Below are 21,631 nucleotides of genomic sequence, written 5' to 3'. Positions count from 1 at the left end.
CAGAAGATGAAGTTAGCAGAAATATCCATTAAAAGACCGTCCTTGGTTATCGTATTATTTACGATACTTACGCTGGGTGGTTTATTAAGTTACTCCATGATGGGGTACGAGTTGATTCCGAAGTTTGAAACCAATATGGTAACCATTTCTACGGTATATCCGGGAGCTTCACCTGCTGAGGTGGAAACTTCGGTAACCCGAAAAATTGAAGATGCCGTTGGTTCCCTGGAAAACGTAAAAAAGGTAGAATCTTCATCTTACGAAAGTTTATCGGTAATTATGGTTCAGCTGAATACCGGTGCCGATGTAAATTATGCTTTGAATGATGCTCAGAGAAAGGTAAATGCTATTCTGGCAGACCTTCCGGATGATGCAGATCCGCCATCACTGCAAAAATTCTCATTGGATGATTTACCGATCATGACGTTGAGTATTTCAAGTGATAAATTGAATAATAAAGATCTTTATGACCTTTTAGATAAAAAAATAGAGCCTATTTTCTCCCGTGTAAACGGTGTAGCTCAGGTTGACCTTGTAGGTGGACAGGAGAGAGAAATTCAGGTAAGTTTAGATGAAAAGAAAATGCAGGGTTACGGTCTTGCTATCGCAGATGTACAGCAGGCAATCCTTTCTTCAAACTTAGATTTCCCGACGGGAGCTTTGAAAACGAGAACTTCAAGATCTACGATCAGACTTTCAGGGAAGTATAGAAATGTTCAGGAGATGAACAATCTTGTAGTTTCTAATAAAGATGGAGCTCAGGTTCGTTTGTCTGATATTGCAACCGTTTTCGATACTCAAAAAGACATTGAAAAAGTTGCGAGATACAATCAGAATTCAACGATTTTACTTCAGGTTAAAAAGCAGTCTGATGCCAATGCAGTTTCAGTTTCAGAATTAATTCAGAAAACAATTGCTGATGTTCAGAACAATTATAAAACTCAGGGAGTTAAAATTAATATTGTAGATGATACAACAGACTTTACGCTTGAGGCTGCGGACCACGTAATCTTCGATTTATTCTTAGCGATTATTCTGGTAGCAGTAGTAATGTTATTGTTCCTTCACAACATCAGAAACGCATTTATCGTAATGGTTTCGATCCCGATGTCATTGATTGCAACGGTAATCGGAATGTACTTGATGGGGTATACCTTAAACTTGATGAGTTTATTAGGACTTTCATTGGTAGTTGGTATTCTTGTGGATGACGCGATTGTAGTTTTGGAGAACGTTTACCGTCATATGGAGATGGGGAAAAGCAGAATCCGTGCAGCTTACGATGGTGCTTCAGAAATTGGATTTACGGTAACGGCAATTACCTTGGTAATCGTGGTGGTATTCTTACCGATTGCGATGAGTTCAGGGTTGGTAGCTGATATCTTGGCACAGTTCTGTGTAACCGTAGTTATTGCGACATTATTCTCATTATTAGCTTCATTTACTATCATTCCTTGGTTATCTTCAAGATATGGTAAATTGGTACATTTAACAGGTAAAAATCCTTTTGAGAAATTTATCCTTTGGTTTGAAAAGCAATTGGAAAAATTCACACACTGGATCACAGGAATTTTGGAGTGGGTGTTGAAAACTTCATTAAGAAGAATCGTGACAGTGATCGTAACGTTCATTATCTTGATTTCTTCATTCATGTTGGTAGCATTCGGATTTATCGGAGGTGAATTCTTCCCGAAAATGGATAGAGGACAGTTCCTTGTTCAGATGGAGTTACCGAAAGATGCTTCTGTAGAAAAGACCAATCAGGTTACCTTAGCGGTTGAAAAATACCTTAGAAATGATAAAGATGTAGTGGATATGATCACAACAGTTGGTCAGCAGTCATCAGGTTTTGGTGGAGCACAGGCTACATTGTATCAATCAGAAATTCAGGTTATTTTAGTTGATAAATCTGAACGTAATGAAAGTACAGATATCAAGTCTGCAAAAATCAAGAGAGCTTTAGAAGAAAAATTCACAGGAGTTGAATTTAAAACAGCACCAATCGGATTAATGGGAGCAGATAATGCCCCAATCGAAATGGTGGTAACAGCTCAGGATAACGAAACGGCAAATAAAGAAGCGAATAGAATTCTTGAATTACTTAAAAAAGTACCGGGATCTGTAGATGCTGAATTATCAACTGACTCTGGAAGCCCGGAAGTACAGGTGAATATCGACAGAGATAAAATGGCTTCTTTAGGTTTAAATCTTTCAAGTGTAGGACAAACGATGCAGACTGCATTCAGTGGAAATACAGACGGAAAATTCAGAGCCGGAGAATATGAATATGATATCAACATTCGTTTTGGTGATGCCAACAGACAGTCAATTGATGATGTAAGAAACTTAATGTTTACAAATCCTCAGGGACAGCAGATCAGACTTAGTCAGTTTGCTGATGTAAAAATGGGGTCAGGACCAAGTTTATTGGAACGTAGAGATAAAGCGCCTTCTGTAAAGGTGAAATCTAAAGTAGTAGGTCGTCCTGTAGGAGATGTTGCCAACGAATGGGCAGCTCAGTTTATGGACAATGAAAAGACTAAACCTGCAGGGGTAAGCTATATTTGGAGTGGTGATATGGAAAACCAGACTGAAGGTTTCGGTACGTTGGGAATCGCTTTATTAGCGGCTATCGTATTGGTTTACTTGGTAATGGTTTCATTATATGACTCATTTGTATATCCGTTCGTGGTATTATTCTCAATTCCTTTGGCATTGATCGGGGTAATGGTAATTTTGGCCATTACCGGAAATTCATTAAACATCTTTACGATGTTGGGTATGATCATGTTGATTGGTTTGGTTGCGAAGAACGCGATTATGATTGTCGACTTTGCGAATATGAGAAAAGAAGCAGGTGCCAATACGCATGATGCTTTGATTCAGGCGAACCACGCACGTCTTCGTCCGATCCTGATGACAACGATTGCTATGATCTTCGGTATGATCCCGATTGCAATTGCAAAAGGAGCAGGAGCGGAGATGAACAACGGATTGGCTTGGGTAATTATCGGTGGTTTAACATCATCATTATTCCTAACGTTGATCATTGTACCGGTAGTTTATTCATTATTTGATTCAATTTTGAGAAGAATGGGCAAAGGTGAAAAAGTAGACTACGACGCTGAAATGAAGGCTGAATATGAACATAAAGAACTAAGTGAAGACGGTTTTACACCGAAGCACATAGACTAATATAACAACCTTAATTAACCGAAAAAGCGTATCAGAATTGGTACGCTTTTTTTTCGTCATTGCGATGAGCAAAGCGAAGAAGCAATCTCACGAATTAAAATATATGTATTGAAGATTTGTGAACTCCTGCCGAAACGTTAAAGATATATCCGATGAGGTTATTCAACCTAAAAAACAGGTTCGGAACCTCAAATTTCATATCCTAAACCTCAAATTTTAACTTGTTAGACCTATATTTTTGTGTTCGTAACCACTCAGGACGAGTCTTGAACTCCATCAGATGGTTTCAGAACCTCAAAAGATAAGTATAGAACCTCGAAAGATGAAATAATGAACTTATTCAACTGAGTAACTTATAAAAAAGTAATCTTTTGGGCAACAAAAAAGCTTCCGAAATAAATCGAAAGCTTTCCTTATTTTTTTATGCTGAAAAAATTAATCAGCCATCACTTCACCAGACTTTCTAAAGATAAAATTTCCATAGATGTGTCTTCTTGCGAAACGGCTTGGAGAATCTGCATTCACCATTTTGATATAGGTATTTCTTGGAACTCCAATATATTCAAACATTTTCCCATTCAAATGCTGAACTTTCAAAATAGATTTCTCCAAATAAAAATCCTGAATATTAGATTTTGTGATCGTTTCAGTATATTCTTCTTTATATTTTTCCTGCGTTTCTGGGTTGATACTCACCAAAAAGTGGTACGCTTCAATGATTGTTTTGCTTTTTTCTTCAGCTTCCAGTTTGCCAGCTTCATCATTCACAAATTTATCAGGATGCGTATCTTTCATCGTATTCCTGTAAATTGTTTTTAATTCTTTCAACGTAACGGTTTTATCAACCCCAAGAAGCTTTCTGTGCTCACCAACTCTTTTCATACTATATAATCCTTATTTCGGGGTGCAAAATTAAGCTTTTTAATTTAAAAAACCGTAAGTTATTCAGTATTAATTTATTTGGTGGGAGAGAATGTGTTTGAACTCCGACACTCTTAATTAAGATAACAACTTCTAATTAACAGAAAAACAACATTATTTTTAATACGTTTTTTTTATTAGCCATTTGCAATTTCTTCAGCAGCTATATCAAGTAATTCTATATATCTTTCTAAAACTGTCTTTATTGTTGCACTTCTTGGGTCATTTGAAAAAAGTAATTTATAAGCACTATAACCTGTCACTGTAATACCTAATATTCTAAAAGCTAATCCGTCTAACTTTGATGCTGTTGTAGAAGATAGATGAGCTGCGGAATTTCTGATAGTTTTCATATCTAAGAGATCTACATTAATAGCTCCAATTGCTGTATCGAAAACATAACCTTGATGAAAAAAAATTTTGCTTATTTTTCTTATATTATCGGGATTAGACCAATCCATATGTTTTTGATTTCCAATTATTATTTCATTAGCATGATTAGCATTAATAGGTGTAGCCCATTTCGCAGGTCTATTGTTTGTTATAGATTCCTCATTTATAAGGTAATCGATAAAACATTTTTCAATAAAAGTCTCCCAAGCTATAAAAATTCTTAAAAATGCAGATTCAGCAATAAATTCTCTTAAATTTCGTGATGAAATTTTATAACTTCCATTTCTATACTTTGTATGTGCAAATGAGATATGCTGATTTAATTCTGCTATAGACGTTCTAAAATCTAATAAATTTTGATTTAAACCCATATTTAAATAGAATTTATTTTGTTAATAATAAATTCTGTTCGTCTAGTCCTTATTTTTGTATCAGTAGTTGCTCTACGACTATCATTTAGAAATTGAATTTCTTCCGGAGTTAGATGGGTAATAATTTTTAAATCGAAAATTTCACTCAGATTAGTCAATTCTAATTTTATTCTTTCGAGATTTTTATTATTAATATTATTTGCAACTAAGTCAAAATCTCTTAGTTTAAATAAAATATGATAGAATGAAGTAAATAGAGTGTAAAATAAATGAATTCTCATAAATTCAGTATTTTTTAATCCTTCATCGAATATAATTTTTATTAAATTGATTGTATCATCAAAATCTTTTTCTATTTGGTTAATATTAAAACTAAACGTCTTCTCATATTTATTATAATAAGATTTTATTTGTTTTTTTGATTGAATACCTTCAAGCATTGCAATAACTAAATCAGCAACTAATGTTGCATCCTCCATTCTTAGTATTTTCTGATTTGTTAATAGTTTATTTTCAGTCCAAAAATCATTATATTTATGAGAAATTCTATCAACAATAATTTTAAATTCACTAAAATGACTTGCATGAATTTTTTCTTGATCATTTAATACAACAGCATATGAATTTAGTCTACTAAAAACATCTAAAATTTCTTTATCGGGAAGATTAACTAATAAATCAACAGCTAACTCATAATTTAAAACTTGAGATTGAATTTCAGAATCAACACTATTTAGCTGGCTAAAATAATAACCCCCATATTTTTCATTATGTTTTTTACTAATAGCAAATCCATCATTTAAAAAAGAAAGTATCGTTCTAAGTCTTTGTTGTCCATCTACAACCTCCCTTATAGATTGTCTAGTTTCAACATTTAGAGTTTGGCGAATAAATATTTTTGGAATAGGTTTACCTCTTATTATAGTATCCATTAAATAGGATCTAGCATCATCGGTCCAAACAGATTTTCTTTGAAATTTAGGAGATAATTGTAATTGCTTTTTATCATGCCATTCTAGAAAATCATTGATACTATATGTTCTGCTATCAAAATTTTTCATGTGTAAAATAGTTTTGAACGAATTTATATTATTTTTTTGTTCTAGACAAATTACTTTTAGTTTGTTAATATTTTTCAAAACAGGAGCCCAAAAGGCTCCTGAAAAAAACAAATATCAATAATTTTAAAGCGTCTCCAAAGCAAACTCCTTACTCATTTCCCTCGAAGCCTTGACCATCGCAATCAACGCCTTTTCTGTTTCATCCCAATGACGGGTTTTCAAGCCACAATCAGGATTTACCCAAAGTTGCTGTGCAGGAATCACGGCTTGTGCTTTTTTCAGCAATTCCATCATTTCCTCTTTGGACGGAACTCTCGGCGAGTGAATATCATAAACTCCCGGACCAATCTCGTTCGGATATTTGAAATCTGCAAAAGCATTCAACAATTCCATCTGACTTCTGGAGCATTCAATTGTGATGACATCGGCATCCATATCGGCGATATTTTGGATGATGTCATTAAATTCAGAATAACACATATGCGTATGAATTTGTGTCGCATCTTCCACACCGCTTGCCGAAATTCTAAAGGCTTCGACGGCCCATTTTAGATAATTTTGCCAGTCAGATTTTCTCAACGGAAGACCTTCACGAATTGCCGGTTCATCAATCTGGATAATTCTGATTCCCGCTTTTTCCAAATCATTCACTTCATCACGAATCGCCAAAGCAATCTGTTTGCAAGTCAATGAACGAGGTTGATCGTCACGAACAAAAGACCATTGAAGAATCGTTACAGGTCCCGTCAACATTCCTTTTACCCATTTTTGAGTTAAAGATTGAGCATATTCAGACCAATAAACCGTCATTGGATTCGGTCTGTGAACGTCTCCAAAAATTACTGGCGGTTTTACGCATCGACTTCCATAACTCTGAACCCAGCCGTTTTGAGTAAACGCAAATCCTGCCAATTGTTCCCCGAAATATTCCACCATATCGTTTCGCTCAAACTCTCCATGAACCAAGACATCGATCCCGATTTCTTCCTGCCAACGGATGGTTCTCTCGGTTTCCTGTTTTAATAAATTGTCGTATTGTTCGACATTCAGTTCTCCTTTTTTGAATTTTGCTCTCCAAGTTCTCACTTCTTTTGTCTGTGGAAACGAGCCAATTGTTGTCGTTGGGAACAAAGGAAGTTGCAAAACTTCCTGCTGTGTTTCTTTCCTGATATTGAACGGAGAATTCCTCTGCGCATCTTCTTCAGTCGTCACATCAACACGGTTTTTCACATCCTGATTGTGAATTAAGGTTGACGTTTTACGGTTTTCAATCGCCTTTTTATTTTCAGCTAAAGCTTGTAAAACATTGTAATCCGGATTTTCTGAAGCTAATTTTTTTAAATTAACAATTTCATAAACTTTCTGTTTCGCAAAAGCCAGCCATTGCTTGATTTCAGGTGATAAAATATCTTCATTTTTCTCAGAATCAAGGTCAAAAGGAGAGTGTAGCAATGAACAAGACGGTGCAATAAAAACTCTTTCCGAACCAATTTTTTGAATGGCAGTTTTAATGATGTTTAATGAGTTTTGGAAGTCGTTTTTCCAGATATTTCTTCCGTCAACAATTCCTAAAGAAAGGCTTAAAGTTGTTGGGATATTATTTAAAACTTCATCCAATTGTTCAGGACAACGAACCAGATCAATATGCAAAATATCGATAGGAAGGGAATTTGCCAAAGCAATATTATCTTTTAATCCATCAAAATAAGTAGCTACAATGAATTTCAGGTTAGGAAATTGTTTTCTGATTTCAGCATAAATAAACTGATATGTTTCTTTCGCTTTTTCATTTAAATCTAAAGCTAAAAATGGCTCATCAAACTGAATATATTCTGCACCATGATTTTCAAGTTCTTTTAAAATCTGAATATAAACGGGAAGTAAGTTTTGTGCTAAATCTAATTTGTCAAAACCTTCTTCTTTTTCCTTTCCTAACAATAAATACGTCAATAAACCGATAATAACAGGCTTTGCATTGATTCCCGCCTGTTTTGCGCTGATGAATTCTTTAATAATTTTGTTGGAAAATAATTTAAACTCCTGATTTTTCTGAAATTCAGGAACGATGTAATGATAATTGGTATCAAACCATTTGGTCATTTCCATGGCGGTGATATCCAATCCATCTTTCTGGAAACCTCTTGCCATTGCAAAATAAAGGTCAAGTTCAGATTTTTTGAGAGCAATTTCCTGATAACGTTCCGGAATTGCTCCAACCGTTAACGTCATATCCAAAACCTGATCGTAATATGAAAAATCATTACATGGAATAAGATCAATTCCTGCTTCCTGCTGTAATTTCCAATTTTGGTGAGTGGTGGTTTTTCCAACTTCCAACAATTCGTCTAAAGGGATCTTGCCTGACCAATAGTTTTCACAAGCTTTTTTAAGTTCTCTGTTGCTACCAATACGCGGATAGCCTAGTAAGTGTGTTTGCATTTCTTTTAAACTTTTAAATTAAATTTGATTTTAAAAGTTCTTCAGACACTTCGAAATGCTATCGAGGAAAAGAATTTATGGAATAGAGTAGATACAGTGAGGACGTAATTTTTTCTTTAAATAAAAGAATTGGCTTAACATTTTTTATTTTTTTTGACGCAAAGTTTTAATTCAATTTTCTATATTATTTAAGCGGGCAAAGAAGAATCAATAAATTGATTTTAAGAAGCTGGTGTATAAAACATAAGCTTCATCAGCGACAAAGTCGCAATTCTTTGCTCCCTAAAAATAAGAAGCTATCATAAAAAATCTTTGCGTTTAAAAATTCAATCAAGTTAAAATTCAATTTAAAATTTTAAACCAAAATACGTTCAAAAGTATCATCTGTATGACCCAAAAGCTTCAAACCGCGAAAGCATTGTCAATTCGGAACAGGCAGGTCTCCTGACTTGTAACAGTTTTTGTCATCCTTCCCGTTTTCACAGTGGATCTACTTGGACAAAAACTTTTTTGTGTTACTTACAGTTGCGCGACAGTTCGTGATTTTCACACGATTCCCTATTAATTTACCTTAAGTAAAACCTTTTCCGTTTGATGAAGTATGTTAAAGAACAAAATAGAGTTCAAAGATATTGATTAAAGTGAATTGATTGGCTTAGTACTAAATATTAAGTATAATATTTCGTTTAAATCAATTTGAAAAGATATTTATTCTTTAAATTTGAAAAATAAAATCAAAAAAAGAATATTATTCTGTGGAAAGACTCGACGAAAAGGATCTTCAACTGTTAAGAATCCTACAAAAGAATGCAAAATTGACCGTAAAAGAGTTAGCGAAAGAAGTTAATCTTTCAGCATCGCCTGTTTTTGAACGAGTGAAAAGACTCGAACAAGAAGGTTATATTAAACATTATGCAGCCGTTTTGGAAGCTGAAAAACTGAACCGTGGTTTTACCGTTTTTTGTCAGGTCAAACTGAAAATTCATGACCGTTCTGTTGGAAATGAATTCGTGAAAGATATTCTACAGATTGATGAAGTTGCGGAATGTTATAATATTTCCGGAGATTTTGATTTTCTCCTAAAAGTTCAGGTACGAGATATGAAGCATTATCAAGATTTTGTGTTCAATAAATTGGGCTCTGTAAATTCCATCGGAAGTACGCACAGCACTTTTGTGATGGCGGAAGTGAAGAATATTTATGGGGTGAATATTTAGTAATTGTAAATTTTAACCACAAAAGAGGCAAAAGCTAATTGATACCCATTATTAGGAGACAATAGTTTTCAAAAGAATAAAAATCAAAGATTTTTAAAACTAATGTGTTCTTATTTGCGGTCGATCGATTGACTTAAAATACTAATGTGTTAATCTTTTGTAACTTTTGACTCCGTCGAATCTTCGATTTGTGGTTAAAATGAAAAGTTTAAACAATTTTTATTTTAAATTATCTCCGACTTCTAATCCTGCTCAAAGAAACAGAAGTAATTCCCAGATAAGACGCAATATAATGTTGCGGAATTCTGCGGATAATCTCTGGAGACTGCTCAAATAATTGATTGTATCGTTCTTCCGGTGTATCTTTTATTCTGGAAATAAATAATTTTTGATACTTTAAAAGTCTTTGCTGAAGGTTATTATAATAGAAATCTTTGATGTAAGGATTACGCTCCATTTTCTGTCTGAAATCTTCAAGAGAAGCGCTGTAAACAGTGACAGGTTCTATTGTTTCAATATTATAAAGACTTGGCAGGCTGTAAAAAAGACTTTCCCAAGACGAAATAAAAGCGCCTTCAAACATGAATTGAAAAGTAATTTCTTTTCCGTCATTATTGAGCCAGCCTCTCGTAACTCCTTTTTCGATGTAGTAAAATTTTCGGGCGATTTTGCCTTCTTCGATCAGAAGTTCTTTGGGACCGAATTTTTCCTGTTCAAAATCAGTGAGTATAGTAGATAAAATTTTTTCATCAAGTTGCATTACGTGTTTATTACTAAGTTATGCATACGAAATTAGGCATTTTTTAATCATCTTTTACTTAATGTGTGTATTTAGAATGATTTAACTTAAATAATTGCTGATTTCAATTAAATTTTGATCAGGATCGCGAAAATAAATAGATTTTATCTTTCCCAAAGCACCCGTTCTATCAACAATTCCTTCTATAATTTCAATATTTTTCTGTTTCAATTCTTCTAAAACATCATGAATATCTGTTGTTGCAATAAAACAAAGGTCTGCAGAACCAGCGGTAGGATATTCGGCTTTGGGTTCAAACTCATGACCTTTTTGATGAAGATTGATTTTCTGATTTCCAAAAGTTAGCGCCTTTCTGTTGTCTCCGAAAGTTACAACTTGAAATCCTAGAATATGAGTGTAGAATTCAATTGTTTTTTCAATATCAACTACGGTTAATACGATGTGGTCGATGTTTTGAATTTGCATGATTTTTTGGTCATTTATAATTTAAAAATTAATAGTTTTGAGATAAATTAAAACCGATGATTTTATTATTTCTCTTATTTATTTTAGTAATTAATGTTGGACTTGCTTATTTAGCAATGAAATATCTTAGGATGTATACAAAAAATACACAATATCCAGCAGCTTTAGATGCTTCTGTTTTTCTTATTTCATTGGTAATTTTAATGGCGATTACTCTTTTTATTCTTATTAATACTGTTACTATTGGAAGATAAGGTTATTGATTTGTTTTTGACGATTATAATATAAGCAATTGATAGATTGATAAATAACGAAATCCAAACATTAATCCCATAAAATAGCTGATAGGAAAAAAGGTTCTCCTGATAAACCAGATTTTTTATGATTCTAAAAGTTATTGCTGTTGTTGTTATTGAATAACTTAAAATCATAAAAATTCTATGTTTGTTGATATTTCCTTTTTTAATATAAATTACGGCAAGGATAGTGAAATATGCCCAGAGAAAATTTTGCAATAAAAAGCCTGTAATTCCTATAATTCCTCCATTTGAAAATATTGAAAGTACAAAACAGGCAGGAAAATTAATGATTAGAATATTGTACACATATATTTTCCCAATTATTTTATGAAGTTTACGGTTTTCAGCTAAAAAATGATTTGAAAACTGTGTTAAACCAGCCAAAAGGCAAAATATTATTGAAAAAATATGAATGTAAAAGAATAACAGCCAATATTTATTATTTACAACATCCTGTTTAAACTGTAAGAAGCCAATATTTTTTTCAAAAGTTGTGTATTGAGAAATGGTATTTAGCATAACAAGACTAAATATGAAAAGTGCAATAGCTGATATGAATTTATAGATATTCAAAAGGAATTATTTTTTCTTGAAGCAGTCTAGCTTTCAAATTGTCAGCATATTTATGAGCAAATTTTTCTTTTTCAACTTTCGGAAGACTGAAATAAAAATCGTTTCTAGCCTCTTTTAATTCATGTTCTTCATCTTCATTTCCTGGTCTTTCAACCACTTCCAAATAATGAACATAATGTCCAAATTCGTGTAGTAAAGTTCTGTAAAGCTGTGTATTTCTTGAAGGGTTAGGTTTTAAATCAGCTATGAATTCTCTTTTATTTTCATTGAAAATATGCCCATCCTTTTTAAGCCTTTCAAACTCTTTTTGATCTTCAATACTTTGTTTTCTTGGCCAGATTATTTTTTTATTCAAATCAATTGTATCTAAAATAATGGCAGGGAAGTATTCATTTTCAAATTCATAACTATAAACCAATCTTCCCCAAACTGAAGAAATGATTTCTTCTTTTCTTTTAGACTGTCTTAAAATGATGAATTTTAAATTTCCATAATCTTCAGATGGAATTTGCTGAATAATTTTAACTAAATCATTAACGGAGCATGAATGAATTGAATTTTCGCGAGTTTCTTCAACTACAAATAAAAATTCATGATCATTAATAACTCTAATTTCCTTTTGATACTTTTCAATTCTTTCATAAAAAGAGAGTAAAGTTCCGTAAGGTATAGAAATTTTCAGCTTATTATTTTGTCCAAAACCTTGGTTTTCGGTTCCTATATTTCTGTTTCTTCGGGTTGGGTTGAACATATATTTTTAAAAATTACATAATATTTTTCACCCTCACATGCTGCAACAACATAATCGTCTTCGCATCCTTGATTTCACCCGAATCAATCATTGCAAGCGCATCTTCAAAAGAAAGCTCTAAAACTTCAATATCTTCTCCTTCCTCTTCCAATCCGCCACCATCAGTAGTTTTCATTTCTTTAGAATATTCAGCGATGAAGAAATGTAGAATTTCAGTTACTGAACCTGGTGACATGTAAGATTCAAAAACCTTTTCAACTTTTGAAATCTTGTAGCCGGTTTCTTCTTCGGTTTCTCTTTTTATGCATTCTTCGGGGTTGTCGTTATCCAATAATCCTGCGCAGGTTTCAATAAGCATTCCGTCCGAATTTCCGTTGATATAAGTCGGTAAGCGGAATTGTCTCGTCAAAATAACGGTTTTCAATTCTTGATTATACAATAGGATTGTCGCGCCATTTCCTCTGTCGTAAGCTTCTCTGCTTTGGATTTGTACGGAACCGTTGCTGCTTATTTTTTCGTAAGTGATTTTGTTTAAAGTATACCAGTTGTCTGATAAAATTTCTGTTTTTAGGATCTTTACTTTGCTATTTTGCATTATGAATTTGTTCTGTGTTAAAATTTTAAACTTATATCAATAATTAATTTTCAACTATAATTGTTGAAGATAAGTCAGTTTTGAGTTTTTGATAAATTCTTCAGGAGTAGTATCTTTTGTCGCACCTTTATTGGTCAATTCAATGATATAAATAGGTGTTCCCGGAATTTTATTGTCGTTGCATACAAGCTTAAACCTCTTGATTTTTGGATCTGTACTGAATGAAACAAGTTCATCAGAAGAATTGATTCTCATATTGTTAACGTCAAAAGAAGCGCGAGGATCTTTTTGAAGTTTTAAGAATCTTTTCTGAGTTTTATCAGTAGTTTCATCAAGAAATTTTTCCATCTGATAGTCGGTCAGAAGCTGAGGGTAAATAAGGCCTTCCTGCAAAAATAATTTGGTGGTTTTGTCAGATTTATTGTAATTAATAACCTTATCGTCAAACTGAACTAGATTATCTTTTACGATTATTTTACCTTCAAATTTTTTATAGTTTTTCTTTTTGTAATCATTTTTAAAATGTTCAACAATTGCCTTATCTTTTGAGCTTAAAGTTTCCTTTTTCTGAGCAAAAGCTGTCATTGATAGTGATAAACAAAGGCTTAATGAAAATAGCAGTTTCATATATTTTGTAATTTTTATTTTAATTTATTTCTTATTGAGTAAATCCTCTAAAGCTAATTTTAAATCAGGGTATTCAAACTGAAATCCTGCATTCTGAATTTTTTGTGAAGATGCTCGTGAACCTTCCAGCAAAGCGTCTGCCAATTCTCCAAATATCAGTTTTAAAACAAAACTCGGAACATTGGGCATAAATAGTGGTTTTTTAACTACTTCGGCGATTTTCTTAGTTAAATTTTCGTTCGTCGTATGTTGTGGAGAATTCGCGTTGTAAGCTCCTTCTATATTTGAATTTTTTAATGCAAATTCATAAATAGAGCAAATATCCTTCACATGAATCCAAGGCATATATTGTTTTCCGCTTCCGAGAGGTGATCCGATACCTAAATTTATCGTTGGCAACATTTTTTTTAGAGCACCTTCTTTTTCTGAAAGCACGACTGCTGTGCGTATTTTTACGACTCTTTCTGATAAATTCAGTTCTTTAAAATCATCTGCAGATTTCTCCCAAAGAACAACAACATCACTTAGAAAGTCATTTCCTGGTTGATCATCTTCGGTATAAACTTTTTCCGTTGTTACAGTTCCATAATAATTAATTCCTGAAGCTGAAATGAAAGATTTAAGTTTAATATTTTTCTTTCTTAAAGTATCTAAAAGTAACTTTGCAGAATCTACCCGGCTTGAAATCAATTCTTTTTTTCGCTCATCAGTCCAGCGTTTTTCAGAAATATTGGCTCCGGCTAAATGAATGATGTGAGAAATATTTTCAAAGGCAGATTCATCGATTGTTCCGTTTTTTATGTTCCATTCGAAGTCGTTGGCGTGTTGTTTTTTTCGGGTTAAAAATCGTACGGAATATTCTTTTTCAAGCTTTTTGGATAGTTCCTGGGCAACCATTCCATTGGCACCGGTGATCAAAACAACTTCTTTCATAATAATTAAATTTAAGTTTAATACAGATTATGCTTGATTTTTTACAATCAAAACAAAATCATCTTCTAACAATTTATAGCCGTAATCATAGATAAATTTGTACTCGGAACCGTTTTTATAAACTTTAAAATTGGTGAAATAATCAAAATCAAAACCCAAGCCATTTAATTTAGATTTTAGAACTTTAGTTTTACCATCGATATTGAGTTCACCTAAGATTCGATAATTTTTACGAAGCTTATTATTCACGTTTCGCATAAAGTTATTAGAATCTTTATTCTGCTTATTGTTGTAGGCATTTCGGCAGGCATCGTTGCAGAATTTTTTATCTGACCGGCCGATAATTTTTTCGCCACATTCTAGACAATCCATAATTTTTTACTTTTTCATTCTGTGTGTTTGTTTTTTTCTCAATAATCTTATAAATCTGTTGTGAGTAGGGTAGCTTCTGTTTGGGGTAAGATTGTTGAAGAACAGAGCAACGATCAACAGTATAATGCATCCCGACAAAACGGGAGAAATCACATACCAATAGCCTAATTCAGGGATTTTCCCTGTTGAACTCACGGCAATTAAAGCCGTCGCGCCACCCGGAGGATGCAGTGTTTTCGTGTATTGCATTAATATGATGGAAAATGCAACCGCTAACGGAGCGGATAACCAGATAATATCAGGCACAATTTTATAAACGGTAACTCCTACCAAAGCAGAAAGTACATGACCGCCAATTAAATTTCTAGGCTGTGCGAGCGGACTTTGGATAGCTCCATAAATCAAAACACTTGAGGCACCAAAAGAACCAATCAAAAATACATTTTCCGCCTGTAAAAGCTGATGAGATTGAATAAATGCAATAAGTCCAATTCCAAAAAAAGCGCCTAAAAATGACCAGAAATGTTCTTTATAATCAACCAGCGTTTCTTTATAAATCACATATTTTGAAACTCTGAATGTTCTTTTTATTGTCTTCTTCATTTATTCTTCTTTATTTTTTATAATTTGAATTAAATTTTCTACGAAAGGTTGTGTATAGATTCCTTGTTCATCATAGTCGGGATCTAAAATGGTGATCTCGATTCCGAAACATTTTTCGTTATTTATTAAAGGTTGTAGAATTTCTTTAAGGTCGTTGTAATCAATTCCGTCTTCCATTCTGCTGTCAACGGCGGGCATAATTTTATCATTTAAAATATCAACATCAAAATGAATGAAAAATCCATCAAGTTTTTTATCATGAATGATTTGTAAAAAATCTTCAGACGTCTTTCTGAAACCATTTTTCCTGAGATTTTCAAGATCAAAATAATGGATTTTTGAATTTAAAATCTGTTCTACATATTCTTCGTCATCTGTTTCAGCATTTCCGACACAGAATATATTTTCTTCTAAGAAATAAGGCTTAAGATTGTCGATATTAGCCAGTTTTTCATGTCCCAACCCTGAAACAATTGCCAGATCCATCCCGGCAACGCCACCGCTTGGAGACAATTGTGGCGGAATATAATCGGTATGACCGTCAAGGTAAAAAAGACCAAAGTTTCCAATTTTTCTAAGAGCAATTGCGTTTCCAATCAAAATACTGCAGTCGCCACCGAGAATAATATTGAATATTTTTTTGTCGAAATTCTTTAAGATAAGCTCGGATTGTTTTTTCGCATATTCAATAATCTGATGAGAATTTTTCACTTGAGTTTCTTCATCAAAATCCATTGTATATTCGGGAGCTTCTAATCTGAAAATATTGTTGGGTTCAATTCTTTTATGAAAGTCAAATTTCCTGAGCCAGTCAGGAAGTTTTTTAACGCCGGGTTCAATCTCGTGTTCTTTTTTTGTCAATCCCAAATTGAGAGGAAACTCAAAAATATTGATATCCCTTTTCATAAATTAAATTTAATCAAAGATACGGAATTATCCGTTTTCAAACGACTGTGAGTGAATTTAGATCAAATATTTTCATTGTTCTTATATTGTATAATCATAAAGTATAAATTTTATTTTATAAATGTATTATTGTTTTGAATTTTTTGTTAATATTAATGAAATTAACAATTTATTTATATTAAAAAGCTTTTAAATTAGTAATTATAATGTTATTTAAACTACCTTTGGTGATATTTCAACAAATTTTGAAATATTCTGATAAATTTTTCCCCTTAATTACTAATAATCAAACTTAATTTCAATTCAAACATGAAAAAAACAATACTTTTAGTTACAGTTTTGTTCTCTGCATTTTATTATTCCCAAGTTGGTATTAATACTTCTAATCCTCAAGGTCAGTTTACTATTGATGCAGCTAGAGATAATCCTGCTACAGGAACGCCCAATGCTGCTCAACAATTAAATGATTTTACCGTGACATCTACAGGAAATGTAGGTATCGGGACGAATTCTCCAACTAATAAAGTTCATATAAATGGAGGTTTTAGATTAACAGACGGTACGCAGGCAAATGGTAAGATCTTGGTTTCTGACGGAAATGGAGTTGGAACTTGGCAGGATTCAAGTCCGGCAGTTATTGTTACTTCTACCACGGGAACTCAGGTTCCGCTAGCTGTTACTTTCACTTGGATTGGTTCTTCTGCAACGGTTACTATTCCAGGATATTATCTTATAAGTCCTCGTTTAATTACAGATAAAACTCCTGCAAATTGCGGAAATTTTATTGCATATAATTTAAGCAAGAGCTCTACAGGTATTTTAAATCCGGCATTCCCGCTTCAAGATTCCCACTTTGCACCGGGTACGGTCACAGATTTTATTTATTCTACCAATGTTGCTTTATTGGAAGCAGGAACTTATTATATGTTAGTTCGCTATAGTGGAGGTTGCACTTCGAATACGACCAGGCTTAATGCCGGTCAGAATAGTTTTACTCTTACACTATTAAAATAACTTGCTACCCATGATTTATAAAAATAAGCGGAATAAAATGCAAACGAAAAAAAATATTATTTTCTTAATGTTCTTTTTATCAGGATGTGCCTTTTCGCAGACTGGTATTCATACTTCCAATCCACAAGGTCAGTTTACTATTGATGCAGCTAAAGATAATCCATCAACAGGATTACCGACTGCTACACAGCAATTAAATGATTTTACGGTAATATCTAATGGAAATGTAGGAATAGGAACGAATTCTCCAACAACTAAACTACACATAAATAATAGTACAAACGGAGCCCTAAGAATTGTAAACGGAACAGAAGGAAACGGAAAACTTTTGGTATCAGATAATAATGGAGTAGGAACCTGGCAAAATTCTTCACCTCCTGTTGTAATTAATTCAACAACTGGGGGTTCGGTTAATATAGGAACGAGTTATGCTTGGGTAGGTTCTGTTGCTACAGTAACAATTCCTGGATATTATCTTATAAGTCCTAAGTTACTTACAGATAAAACTCCTGCTGGTTGCGGGGTGTATATTGCCTATAATCTGTCAACCAGTACTACTGTTGCCGCTAATCAACCATATGTTCAGCAGGATGCTCATTTTGCGAGCGGAACTATTTATGATTTCATTTATTCTGCTAATGTAGGTTACCTGCAGGCAGGAACTTATTATATGCTGGTGCGTAATGGCGGAGGATGTACATCAAATGTTACCCGAGTTAATGCCGGACAAAATAGCTTTTCATTAATACTATTAAAGTAAGTAATCAATGAAATTGTTTATAATTAAAAATCAATAGATTCTAATAACACAAAGAAAGCAAGAAATTATACAAGAAATTCCCTCTTTTTGTATAATTGAAATTTCATTAAGTAAATACATTTTCACTATACGAAAACCGTCTATTTTAGGCGGTTTTTTGTGATTAATTCTTTTTCCTTTATCCGATTGTAAACGACTACAAACGAATTTAAATAGTTTTATACCGATTCTGGTTTTCAAATTCAACAACCTTTGCCACAGAGATTTGAGAAAACAGTGAACGTCTCTTATCTGAATCATTAATCTTAAAAATATATAGTATGTCACTAAGAAACAAAGTAAAATTAATAGGCTACACAGGAAAAGAAGTAGAGGTAGTAAACTTCGATAGCGGCGCTGTAAAGGGTACAGTGTCTTTGGCAACAAACGATCATTACACCAATGCAAAAGGTGAAAAAGTAGAAGAAACTCAATGGCATAATTTGGTATTCTTCGGGAAAATTACTGAGATCTTTCAAAAATATGTTTCAAAAGGAAAAGAGATCGCTATTGAAGGAAAATTAACGTATAGATCTTACGACGATAAAGACGGTGTGAAAAAATATATAACTGAGATCCGTGTTGATGAGATCTTACTTTTAGGAGGTAAATAATTCTAAAAGCACAAATGATGAAAGTAAAAGTTTTTAAAATAAGATTACCCGAAGAATTTCTATATCAGGATCAGGAAACGCTTGACCGCTTTCTGGAATCTCACGAAATTATTAAAGTAGAAACCGCATTTGTACACGATGAAAATTATTGGTCTGTTGTTTTATATTTTGAAGAATTAAGACTGAAAGAAACTTCGAATACTGTAAAAGAAAATAAAACAGCCAAATATTCTCTCGAAGATGATACGCTTAATTATGATGAAGAAAAGATTTTAAATGCCTTAAAATTATGGCGCTCAGAAAAAGCAAAAGAACAAAATCTTCCTTCTTATTTTATTGCCACCAATAAAGAATTGATGTCTGTAGCTAAATATAAACCTGCCAAAAAAGAAGAATTGCTGGAGATCAAAGGTTTTGGAAAGCATAAAATTGAAAATTATGGTGAAGAAATATTAGAAATCCTTGAAAATATCTGATTTTTCATAGATCACTGGAACATAAATGATGAAAATAAAAATGAGAAGTCGGAGGATTCATTCTTCGACTTTTTTTATTGAGTTTAAAAAGTCCTTTCAATTCCTTATTTTTGCAACTATATCAATTATTAATCATCATTTATCAATTATAAAATGAAGCCAAGTTTAGCAAAAGGGACGAGAGATTTTACAGCAGAAGAAGTTTCAAGAAGAAAATATATCATTAATATTTTACAGAAAAACTTCGAATTATTTGGATTCCAGCCATTGGAAACCCCAAGCTTTGAAAATCTTTCAACATTGACAGGGAAATACGGAGAAGAAGGAGATCGTTTGATTTTTAAAATCATGAACTCAAGTATAAATGAGGCTAAAGATGAGAAAAAATCTCAAATGCTTACTGATTTTCAAAGAGCTTTAGATAAGCCATTTAATTCAGAAAATCTTACAGATAAAGCCCTTCGTTACGACCTTACCGTGCCTTTTGCAAGATTCGTAGCAATGAATCACGGGAAATTAACTTTCCCTTACAAACGTTACCAAATTCAGCCGGTTTGGAGAGCAGACCGTCCTCAAAAAGGTAGATTCAGAGAGTTTTATCAGTGTGATGCAGACGTTGTAGGAAGCGAAAGTCTTTTTCAGGAAGTAGATTTGGTTCAATTATATTTAAAATCATTTGCTGATTTAAAAGTTCCTGTTACGATTCATTTAAACAACAGAAAAATTCTTTCCGGATTGGCTGAATATGCGGGAATTACAGATAAATTAATTGATTTCACCGTCGCTCTTGACAAGCTTGATAAAATTGGAAAAGAAGGTGTTGTAAAAGAATTATTAGAAAGAGAAATTTCTCAGGAATCGATTAATAAATTAGATTTCCTATTCACTCAGTCCGATGATGCATTGGAAAATCTTCTTCAATTAAAAGAAAAATTTATTGGAAATGAAGTAGGAACAAAAGGTGTTGAAGAACTGGAATTTGTTTTAACTAAATCCATAAGTCTTGGCGTTGATATCCAAAATCTTGTTTTTGATATTACGTTGGCGAGAGGATTAGATTATTATACAGGAGCTATTTTCGAGGTGAAAGCTGACGAAGTTCAGATGGGGTCCATCGGTGGTGGCGGAAGATATGACAATCTTACAGAAGTTTTCGGAGTGAAAAACATTCCTGGAATCGGAATTTCTTTTGGGCTTGACAGAATTTATCTTGTTGTAGAAGAACTTGGACTTTTCCCTGAAGAAGCAACATCTAAAGTTGAATATTTATTTGCCAATTTCGGAGGTGAAGAAACTTTGGAAGCCTTAAAACTAATTATGCAGTTAAGAGAAAAAGGGATTTCAGCAGAATTATATCCCGAGAATGCAAAAATCGGAAAACAATTCACCTACGCAGAAAAGAAAGGAATTAAAAACCTTGTTTTCTTAGGTGAAGAAGAACTTAAAAATGGAACAGTTACTTTTAAAGATCTTGCAGCCGGAGAACAGAAAACTGTTTCTTTGGAGGAGTTTTTAGGTAACTAATAAAATGCAAAAAAAAGTCTCAAAAGACATCATAGAAAAATGGTTAAAAGGCTGGTCTTTATCAAGAGACCTGCCTTTGCCGTTTCAATATAAATCAGGCTTTAAAATAAATGTTAATGATGAAAAACAAAAAGCCCGTTACGTTTTTTCAGAACTTAATGACGATTTTTTTCAATTAGCAAATTCAATTAATGAGCCTTGGATTTTTCTAAAAGTTTGTGCTTCTTTTGATGATTTTAAAGATAAAATTCCTGAAAAATGGAAAGTTCAGCCGCAAGGTTATATGATGTCATGTGTAAGCCCGATGAATTTTTCTAATACTATTTTACATGATGATTATAAGTTAGAATTTGAAGCATATAATTCAACTTTTGTCGTTAAAATTGTCACTAAAAATAATGAACTGGCTTCAATAGGCAGGGTTGTTATTGTTGATGATTTGGCTGTTTATGATCGGATTTCAACTGAAATTAATCATAAAAGAAAAGGTCTCGCCACTTTTTTAATGAAAGAGCTTGAAAAAATAGCTTTATCGAAAGGTGTTTCCAATAACTTTTTGGTTGCAACAGAACAAGGGAAATATCTGTACGAATCATTAGGCTGGGAGCTTTACAGTCTGTATACTTCGATTGTTATTCCAGCTGAAAAATCAAAAATTTAAGTTGAATTCAATTATATTTGAGGAAAATAGTAATTTAGATTCCTAAAATTATTTTAAAACAA

General features: G+C 32.9%; 23 protein-coding genes and 1 riboswitch. Of the genes, 9 read left to right on the top strand and 14 right to left on the bottom strand.

Features of this window, described 5'->3' with window-relative positions:
* Positions 1-6 precede the first annotated feature (6 nt).
* Complete coding sequence (locus tag SB689_RS03610) at positions 7-3,195, top strand: efflux RND transporter permease subunit (protein ID WP_410690763.1); 3,189 nt, start codon at positions 7-9, stop codon at positions 3,193-3,195.
* Between the two features lie 435 nt (positions 3,196-3,630).
* Here the strand turns inward: SB689_RS03610 and SB689_RS03605 are convergent, their stop codons facing one another.
* The 4 genes from SB689_RS03605 to metE form a co-directional block, all read right to left on the bottom strand.
* Entirely contained in the window at positions 3,631-4,077 is a 447-nt protein-coding gene (locus SB689_RS03605; RefSeq protein WP_410690762.1) for a KTSC domain-containing protein, read from the bottom strand.
* A gap of 176 nt (positions 4,078-4,253) precedes the next feature.
* Positions 4,254-4,880, bottom strand: coding sequence for a hypothetical protein (locus SB689_RS03600; protein ID WP_410690761.1), 627 nt, complete (start codon positions 4,878-4,880; stop codon positions 4,254-4,256).
* Positions 4,881-4,882: 2 nt separating this feature from the next.
* Positions 4,883-5,941, bottom strand: coding sequence for a DUF262 domain-containing protein (locus tag SB689_RS03595; RefSeq protein WP_410690760.1), 1,059 nt, complete (start codon positions 5,939-5,941; stop codon positions 4,883-4,885).
* A gap of 123 nt (positions 5,942-6,064) precedes the next feature.
* Positions 6,065-8,380: a 5-methyltetrahydropteroyltriglutamate--homocysteine S-methyltransferase gene (gene metE / locus SB689_RS03590; protein ID WP_410690759.1), complete on the bottom strand. Its 2,316-nt coding sequence runs from the start codon at positions 8,378-8,380 to the stop codon at positions 6,065-6,067.
* Between the two features lie 416 nt (positions 8,381-8,796).
* Positions 8,797-8,981: riboswitch (cobalamin riboswitch) on the bottom strand.
* A 154-nt stretch (positions 8,982-9,135) separates the two neighbouring features.
* On the opposite strand from metE, the gene SB689_RS03585 reads away from it, so the two are divergent.
* Complete coding sequence (locus tag SB689_RS03585; RefSeq protein ID WP_410690758.1) at positions 9,136-9,597, top strand: Lrp/AsnC family transcriptional regulator; 462 nt, start codon at positions 9,136-9,138, stop codon at positions 9,595-9,597.
* Positions 9,598-9,826: 229 nt separating this feature from the next.
* Here SB689_RS03585 and SB689_RS03580 read toward each other — a convergent pair whose 3' ends face one another.
* Positions 9,827-10,357, bottom strand: a complete 531-nt coding sequence (locus tag SB689_RS03580; RefSeq protein WP_410690757.1) for a Crp/Fnr family transcriptional regulator — start codon at positions 10,355-10,357, stop codon at positions 9,827-9,829.
* 81 nt (positions 10,358-10,438) lie between these two features.
* Positions 10,439-10,822, bottom strand: a complete 384-nt coding sequence (locus SB689_RS03575) for a VOC family protein (protein ID WP_410690756.1) — start codon at positions 10,820-10,822, stop codon at positions 10,439-10,441.
* A 131-nt stretch (positions 10,823-10,953) separates the two neighbouring features.
* Between SB689_RS03575 and SB689_RS03570 the strand changes: the two genes are divergently transcribed.
* Complete coding sequence (locus tag SB689_RS03570; RefSeq protein WP_410691296.1) at positions 10,954-11,076, top strand: hypothetical protein; 123 nt, start codon at positions 10,954-10,956, stop codon at positions 11,074-11,076.
* Here SB689_RS03570 and SB689_RS03565 read toward each other — a convergent pair.
* Genes SB689_RS03565 through SB689_RS03530 form a run of 8 tightly spaced genes read right to left on the bottom strand, consistent with a single transcriptional unit; the run spans position 11,023 to position 16,481 of the window.
* Complete coding sequence (locus SB689_RS03565) at positions 11,023-11,640, bottom strand: DUF2306 domain-containing protein (protein WP_410691284.1); 618 nt, start codon at positions 11,638-11,640, stop codon at positions 11,023-11,025. The genes SB689_RS03570 and SB689_RS03565 overlap by 54 nt on opposite strands.
* Before the next feature lie 40 nt (positions 11,641-11,680).
* On the bottom strand, positions 11,681-12,445 hold the full coding sequence (locus SB689_RS03560; protein WP_410690755.1) for a hypothetical protein: 765 nt from the start codon (positions 12,443-12,445) through the stop codon (positions 11,681-11,683).
* A gap of 13 nt (positions 12,446-12,458) precedes the next feature.
* Positions 12,459-13,040 carry a GDP-mannose pyrophosphatase NudK gene (nudK, locus tag SB689_RS03555; RefSeq protein ID WP_410690753.1) on the bottom strand — a complete coding sequence of 194 codons (582 nt, stop codon included), beginning with the start codon at positions 13,038-13,040 and terminating at the stop codon, positions 12,459-12,461.
* A gap of 54 nt (positions 13,041-13,094) precedes the next feature.
* On the bottom strand, positions 13,095-13,667 hold the full coding sequence (locus SB689_RS03550; protein ID WP_410690752.1) for a hypothetical protein: 573 nt from the start codon (positions 13,665-13,667) through the stop codon (positions 13,095-13,097).
* 24 nt (positions 13,668-13,691) lie between these two features.
* Positions 13,692-14,600 (bottom strand): TIGR01777 family oxidoreductase, encoded by a 909-nt coding sequence (locus SB689_RS03545; protein WP_410690751.1) that lies wholly within the window; start codon positions 14,598-14,600, stop codon positions 13,692-13,694.
* Between the two features lie 27 nt (positions 14,601-14,627).
* Complete coding sequence (locus tag SB689_RS03540) at positions 14,628-14,972, bottom strand: hypothetical protein (RefSeq protein ID WP_410690750.1); 345 nt, start codon at positions 14,970-14,972, stop codon at positions 14,628-14,630.
* Between the two features lie 6 nt (positions 14,973-14,978).
* The gene (locus SB689_RS03535) at positions 14,979-15,575 is read right to left on the bottom strand and encodes an HPP family protein (RefSeq protein WP_410690749.1); all 597 of its coding nucleotides are present in this window, start codon (positions 15,573-15,575) and stop codon (positions 14,979-14,981) included.
* A complete protein-coding gene (locus tag SB689_RS03530; protein WP_410690748.1) occupies positions 15,576-16,481 on the bottom strand; it encodes an arginase family protein in 906 nt (301 codons plus the stop codon).
* Positions 16,482-16,790: 309 nt separating this feature from the next.
* Between SB689_RS03530 and SB689_RS03525 the strand changes: the two genes are divergently transcribed.
* The 6 genes from SB689_RS03525 (at position 16,791) to SB689_RS03500 (ending at position 21,569) form a co-directional block, all read left to right on the top strand.
* Complete coding sequence (locus SB689_RS03525; protein ID WP_410690747.1) at positions 16,791-17,495, top strand: hypothetical protein; 705 nt, start codon at positions 16,791-16,793, stop codon at positions 17,493-17,495.
* 37 nt (positions 17,496-17,532) lie between these two features.
* Positions 17,533-18,255: a hypothetical protein gene (locus tag SB689_RS03520; protein WP_410690745.1), complete on the top strand. Its 723-nt coding sequence runs from the start codon at positions 17,533-17,535 to the stop codon at positions 18,253-18,255.
* Between the two features lie 320 nt (positions 18,256-18,575).
* Positions 18,576-18,908 (top strand): single-stranded DNA-binding protein, encoded by a 333-nt coding sequence (locus SB689_RS03515; protein ID WP_410690744.1) that lies wholly within the window; start codon positions 18,576-18,578, stop codon positions 18,906-18,908.
* A 14-nt stretch (positions 18,909-18,922) separates the two neighbouring features.
* On the top strand, positions 18,923-19,384 hold the full coding sequence (locus SB689_RS03510) for an HRDC domain-containing protein (protein ID WP_410690743.1): 462 nt from the start codon (positions 18,923-18,925) through the stop codon (positions 19,382-19,384).
* 153 nt (positions 19,385-19,537) lie between these two features.
* Positions 19,538-20,908: a histidine--tRNA ligase gene (gene hisS, locus SB689_RS03505; RefSeq protein ID WP_410690742.1), complete on the top strand. Its 1,371-nt coding sequence runs from the start codon at positions 19,538-19,540 to the stop codon at positions 20,906-20,908.
* A gap of 4 nt (positions 20,909-20,912) precedes the next feature.
* On the top strand, positions 20,913-21,569 hold the full coding sequence (locus tag SB689_RS03500) for a GNAT family N-acetyltransferase (RefSeq protein ID WP_410690740.1): 657 nt from the start codon (positions 20,913-20,915) through the stop codon (positions 21,567-21,569).
* The last annotated feature ends 62 nt before the right edge of the window (positions 21,570-21,631 follow it).

It is taken from the genome of Chryseobacterium sp. SIMBA_038 (genome assembly GCF_046535115.1).
Taxonomy (GTDB): Bacteria; Bacteroidota; Bacteroidia; order Flavobacteriales; family Weeksellaceae; genus Chryseobacterium.
Note: the sequence above shows the minus strand (reverse complement) of the source record. Positions and strands in the feature narration are given on the sequence as shown.

Coding starts and splice junctions, on each gene's coding strand:
- hisS (WP_410690742.1), top strand. CDS start 19,538: ATGAAGCCAAGTTTAGCAAAAGGGACGAGAGATTTTACAGCAGAAGAA.
- SB689_RS03525 (WP_410690747.1), top strand. CDS start 16,791: ATGAAAAAAACAATACTTTTAGTTACAGTTTTGTTCTCTGCATTTTAT.
- SB689_RS03510 (WP_410690743.1), top strand. CDS start 18,923: ATGATGAAAGTAAAAGTTTTTAAAATAAGATTACCCGAAGAATTTCTA.
- SB689_RS03595 (WP_410690760.1), bottom strand. CDS start 5,941: ATGAAAAATTTTGATAGCAGAACATATAGTATCAATGATTTTCTAGAA.
- SB689_RS03565 (WP_410691284.1), bottom strand. CDS start 11,640: ATGCTAAATACCATTTCTCAATACACAACTTTTGAAAAAAATATTGGC.
- SB689_RS03610 (WP_410690763.1), top strand. CDS start 7: ATGAAGTTAGCAGAAATATCCATTAAAAGACCGTCCTTGGTTATCGTA.
- SB689_RS03550 (WP_410690752.1), bottom strand. CDS start 13,667: ATGAAACTGCTATTTTCATTAAGCCTTTGTTTATCACTATCAATGACA.
- SB689_RS03580 (WP_410690757.1), bottom strand. CDS start 10,357: ATGCAACTTGATGAAAAAATTTTATCTACTATACTCACTGATTTTGAA.
- SB689_RS03600 (WP_410690761.1), bottom strand. CDS start 4,880: ATGGGTTTAAATCAAAATTTATTAGATTTTAGAACGTCTATAGCAGAA.
- SB689_RS03560 (WP_410690755.1), bottom strand. CDS start 12,445: ATGTTCAACCCAACCCGAAGAAACAGAAATATAGGAACCGAAAACCAA.
- metE (WP_410690759.1), bottom strand. CDS start 8,380: ATGCAAACACACTTACTAGGCTATCCGCGTATTGGTAGCAACAGAGAA.
- SB689_RS03605 (WP_410690762.1), bottom strand. CDS start 4,077: ATGAAAAGAGTTGGTGAGCACAGAAAGCTTCTTGGGGTTGATAAAACC.
- SB689_RS03520 (WP_410690745.1), top strand. CDS start 17,533: ATGCAAACGAAAAAAAATATTATTTTCTTAATGTTCTTTTTATCAGGA.
- SB689_RS03545 (WP_410690751.1), bottom strand. CDS start 14,600: ATGAAAGAAGTTGTTTTGATCACCGGTGCCAATGGAATGGTTGCCCAG.
- SB689_RS03535 (WP_410690749.1), bottom strand. CDS start 15,575: ATGAAGAAGACAATAAAAAGAACATTCAGAGTTTCAAAATATGTGATT.
- nudK (WP_410690753.1), bottom strand. CDS start 13,040: ATGCAAAATAGCAAAGTAAAGATCCTAAAAACAGAAATTTTATCAGAC.
- SB689_RS03515 (WP_410690744.1), top strand. CDS start 18,576: ATGTCACTAAGAAACAAAGTAAAATTAATAGGCTACACAGGAAAAGAA.
- SB689_RS03570 (WP_410691296.1), top strand. CDS start 10,954: ATGTATACAAAAAATACACAATATCCAGCAGCTTTAGATGCTTCTGTT.
- SB689_RS03500 (WP_410690740.1), top strand. CDS start 20,913: ATGCAAAAAAAAGTCTCAAAAGACATCATAGAAAAATGGTTAAAAGGC.
- SB689_RS03575 (WP_410690756.1), bottom strand. CDS start 10,822: ATGCAAATTCAAAACATCGACCACATCGTATTAACCGTAGTTGATATT.
- SB689_RS03530 (WP_410690748.1), bottom strand. CDS start 16,481: ATGAAAAGGGATATCAATATTTTTGAGTTTCCTCTCAATTTGGGATTG.
- SB689_RS03540 (WP_410690750.1), bottom strand. CDS start 14,972: ATGGATTGTCTAGAATGTGGCGAAAAAATTATCGGCCGGTCAGATAAA.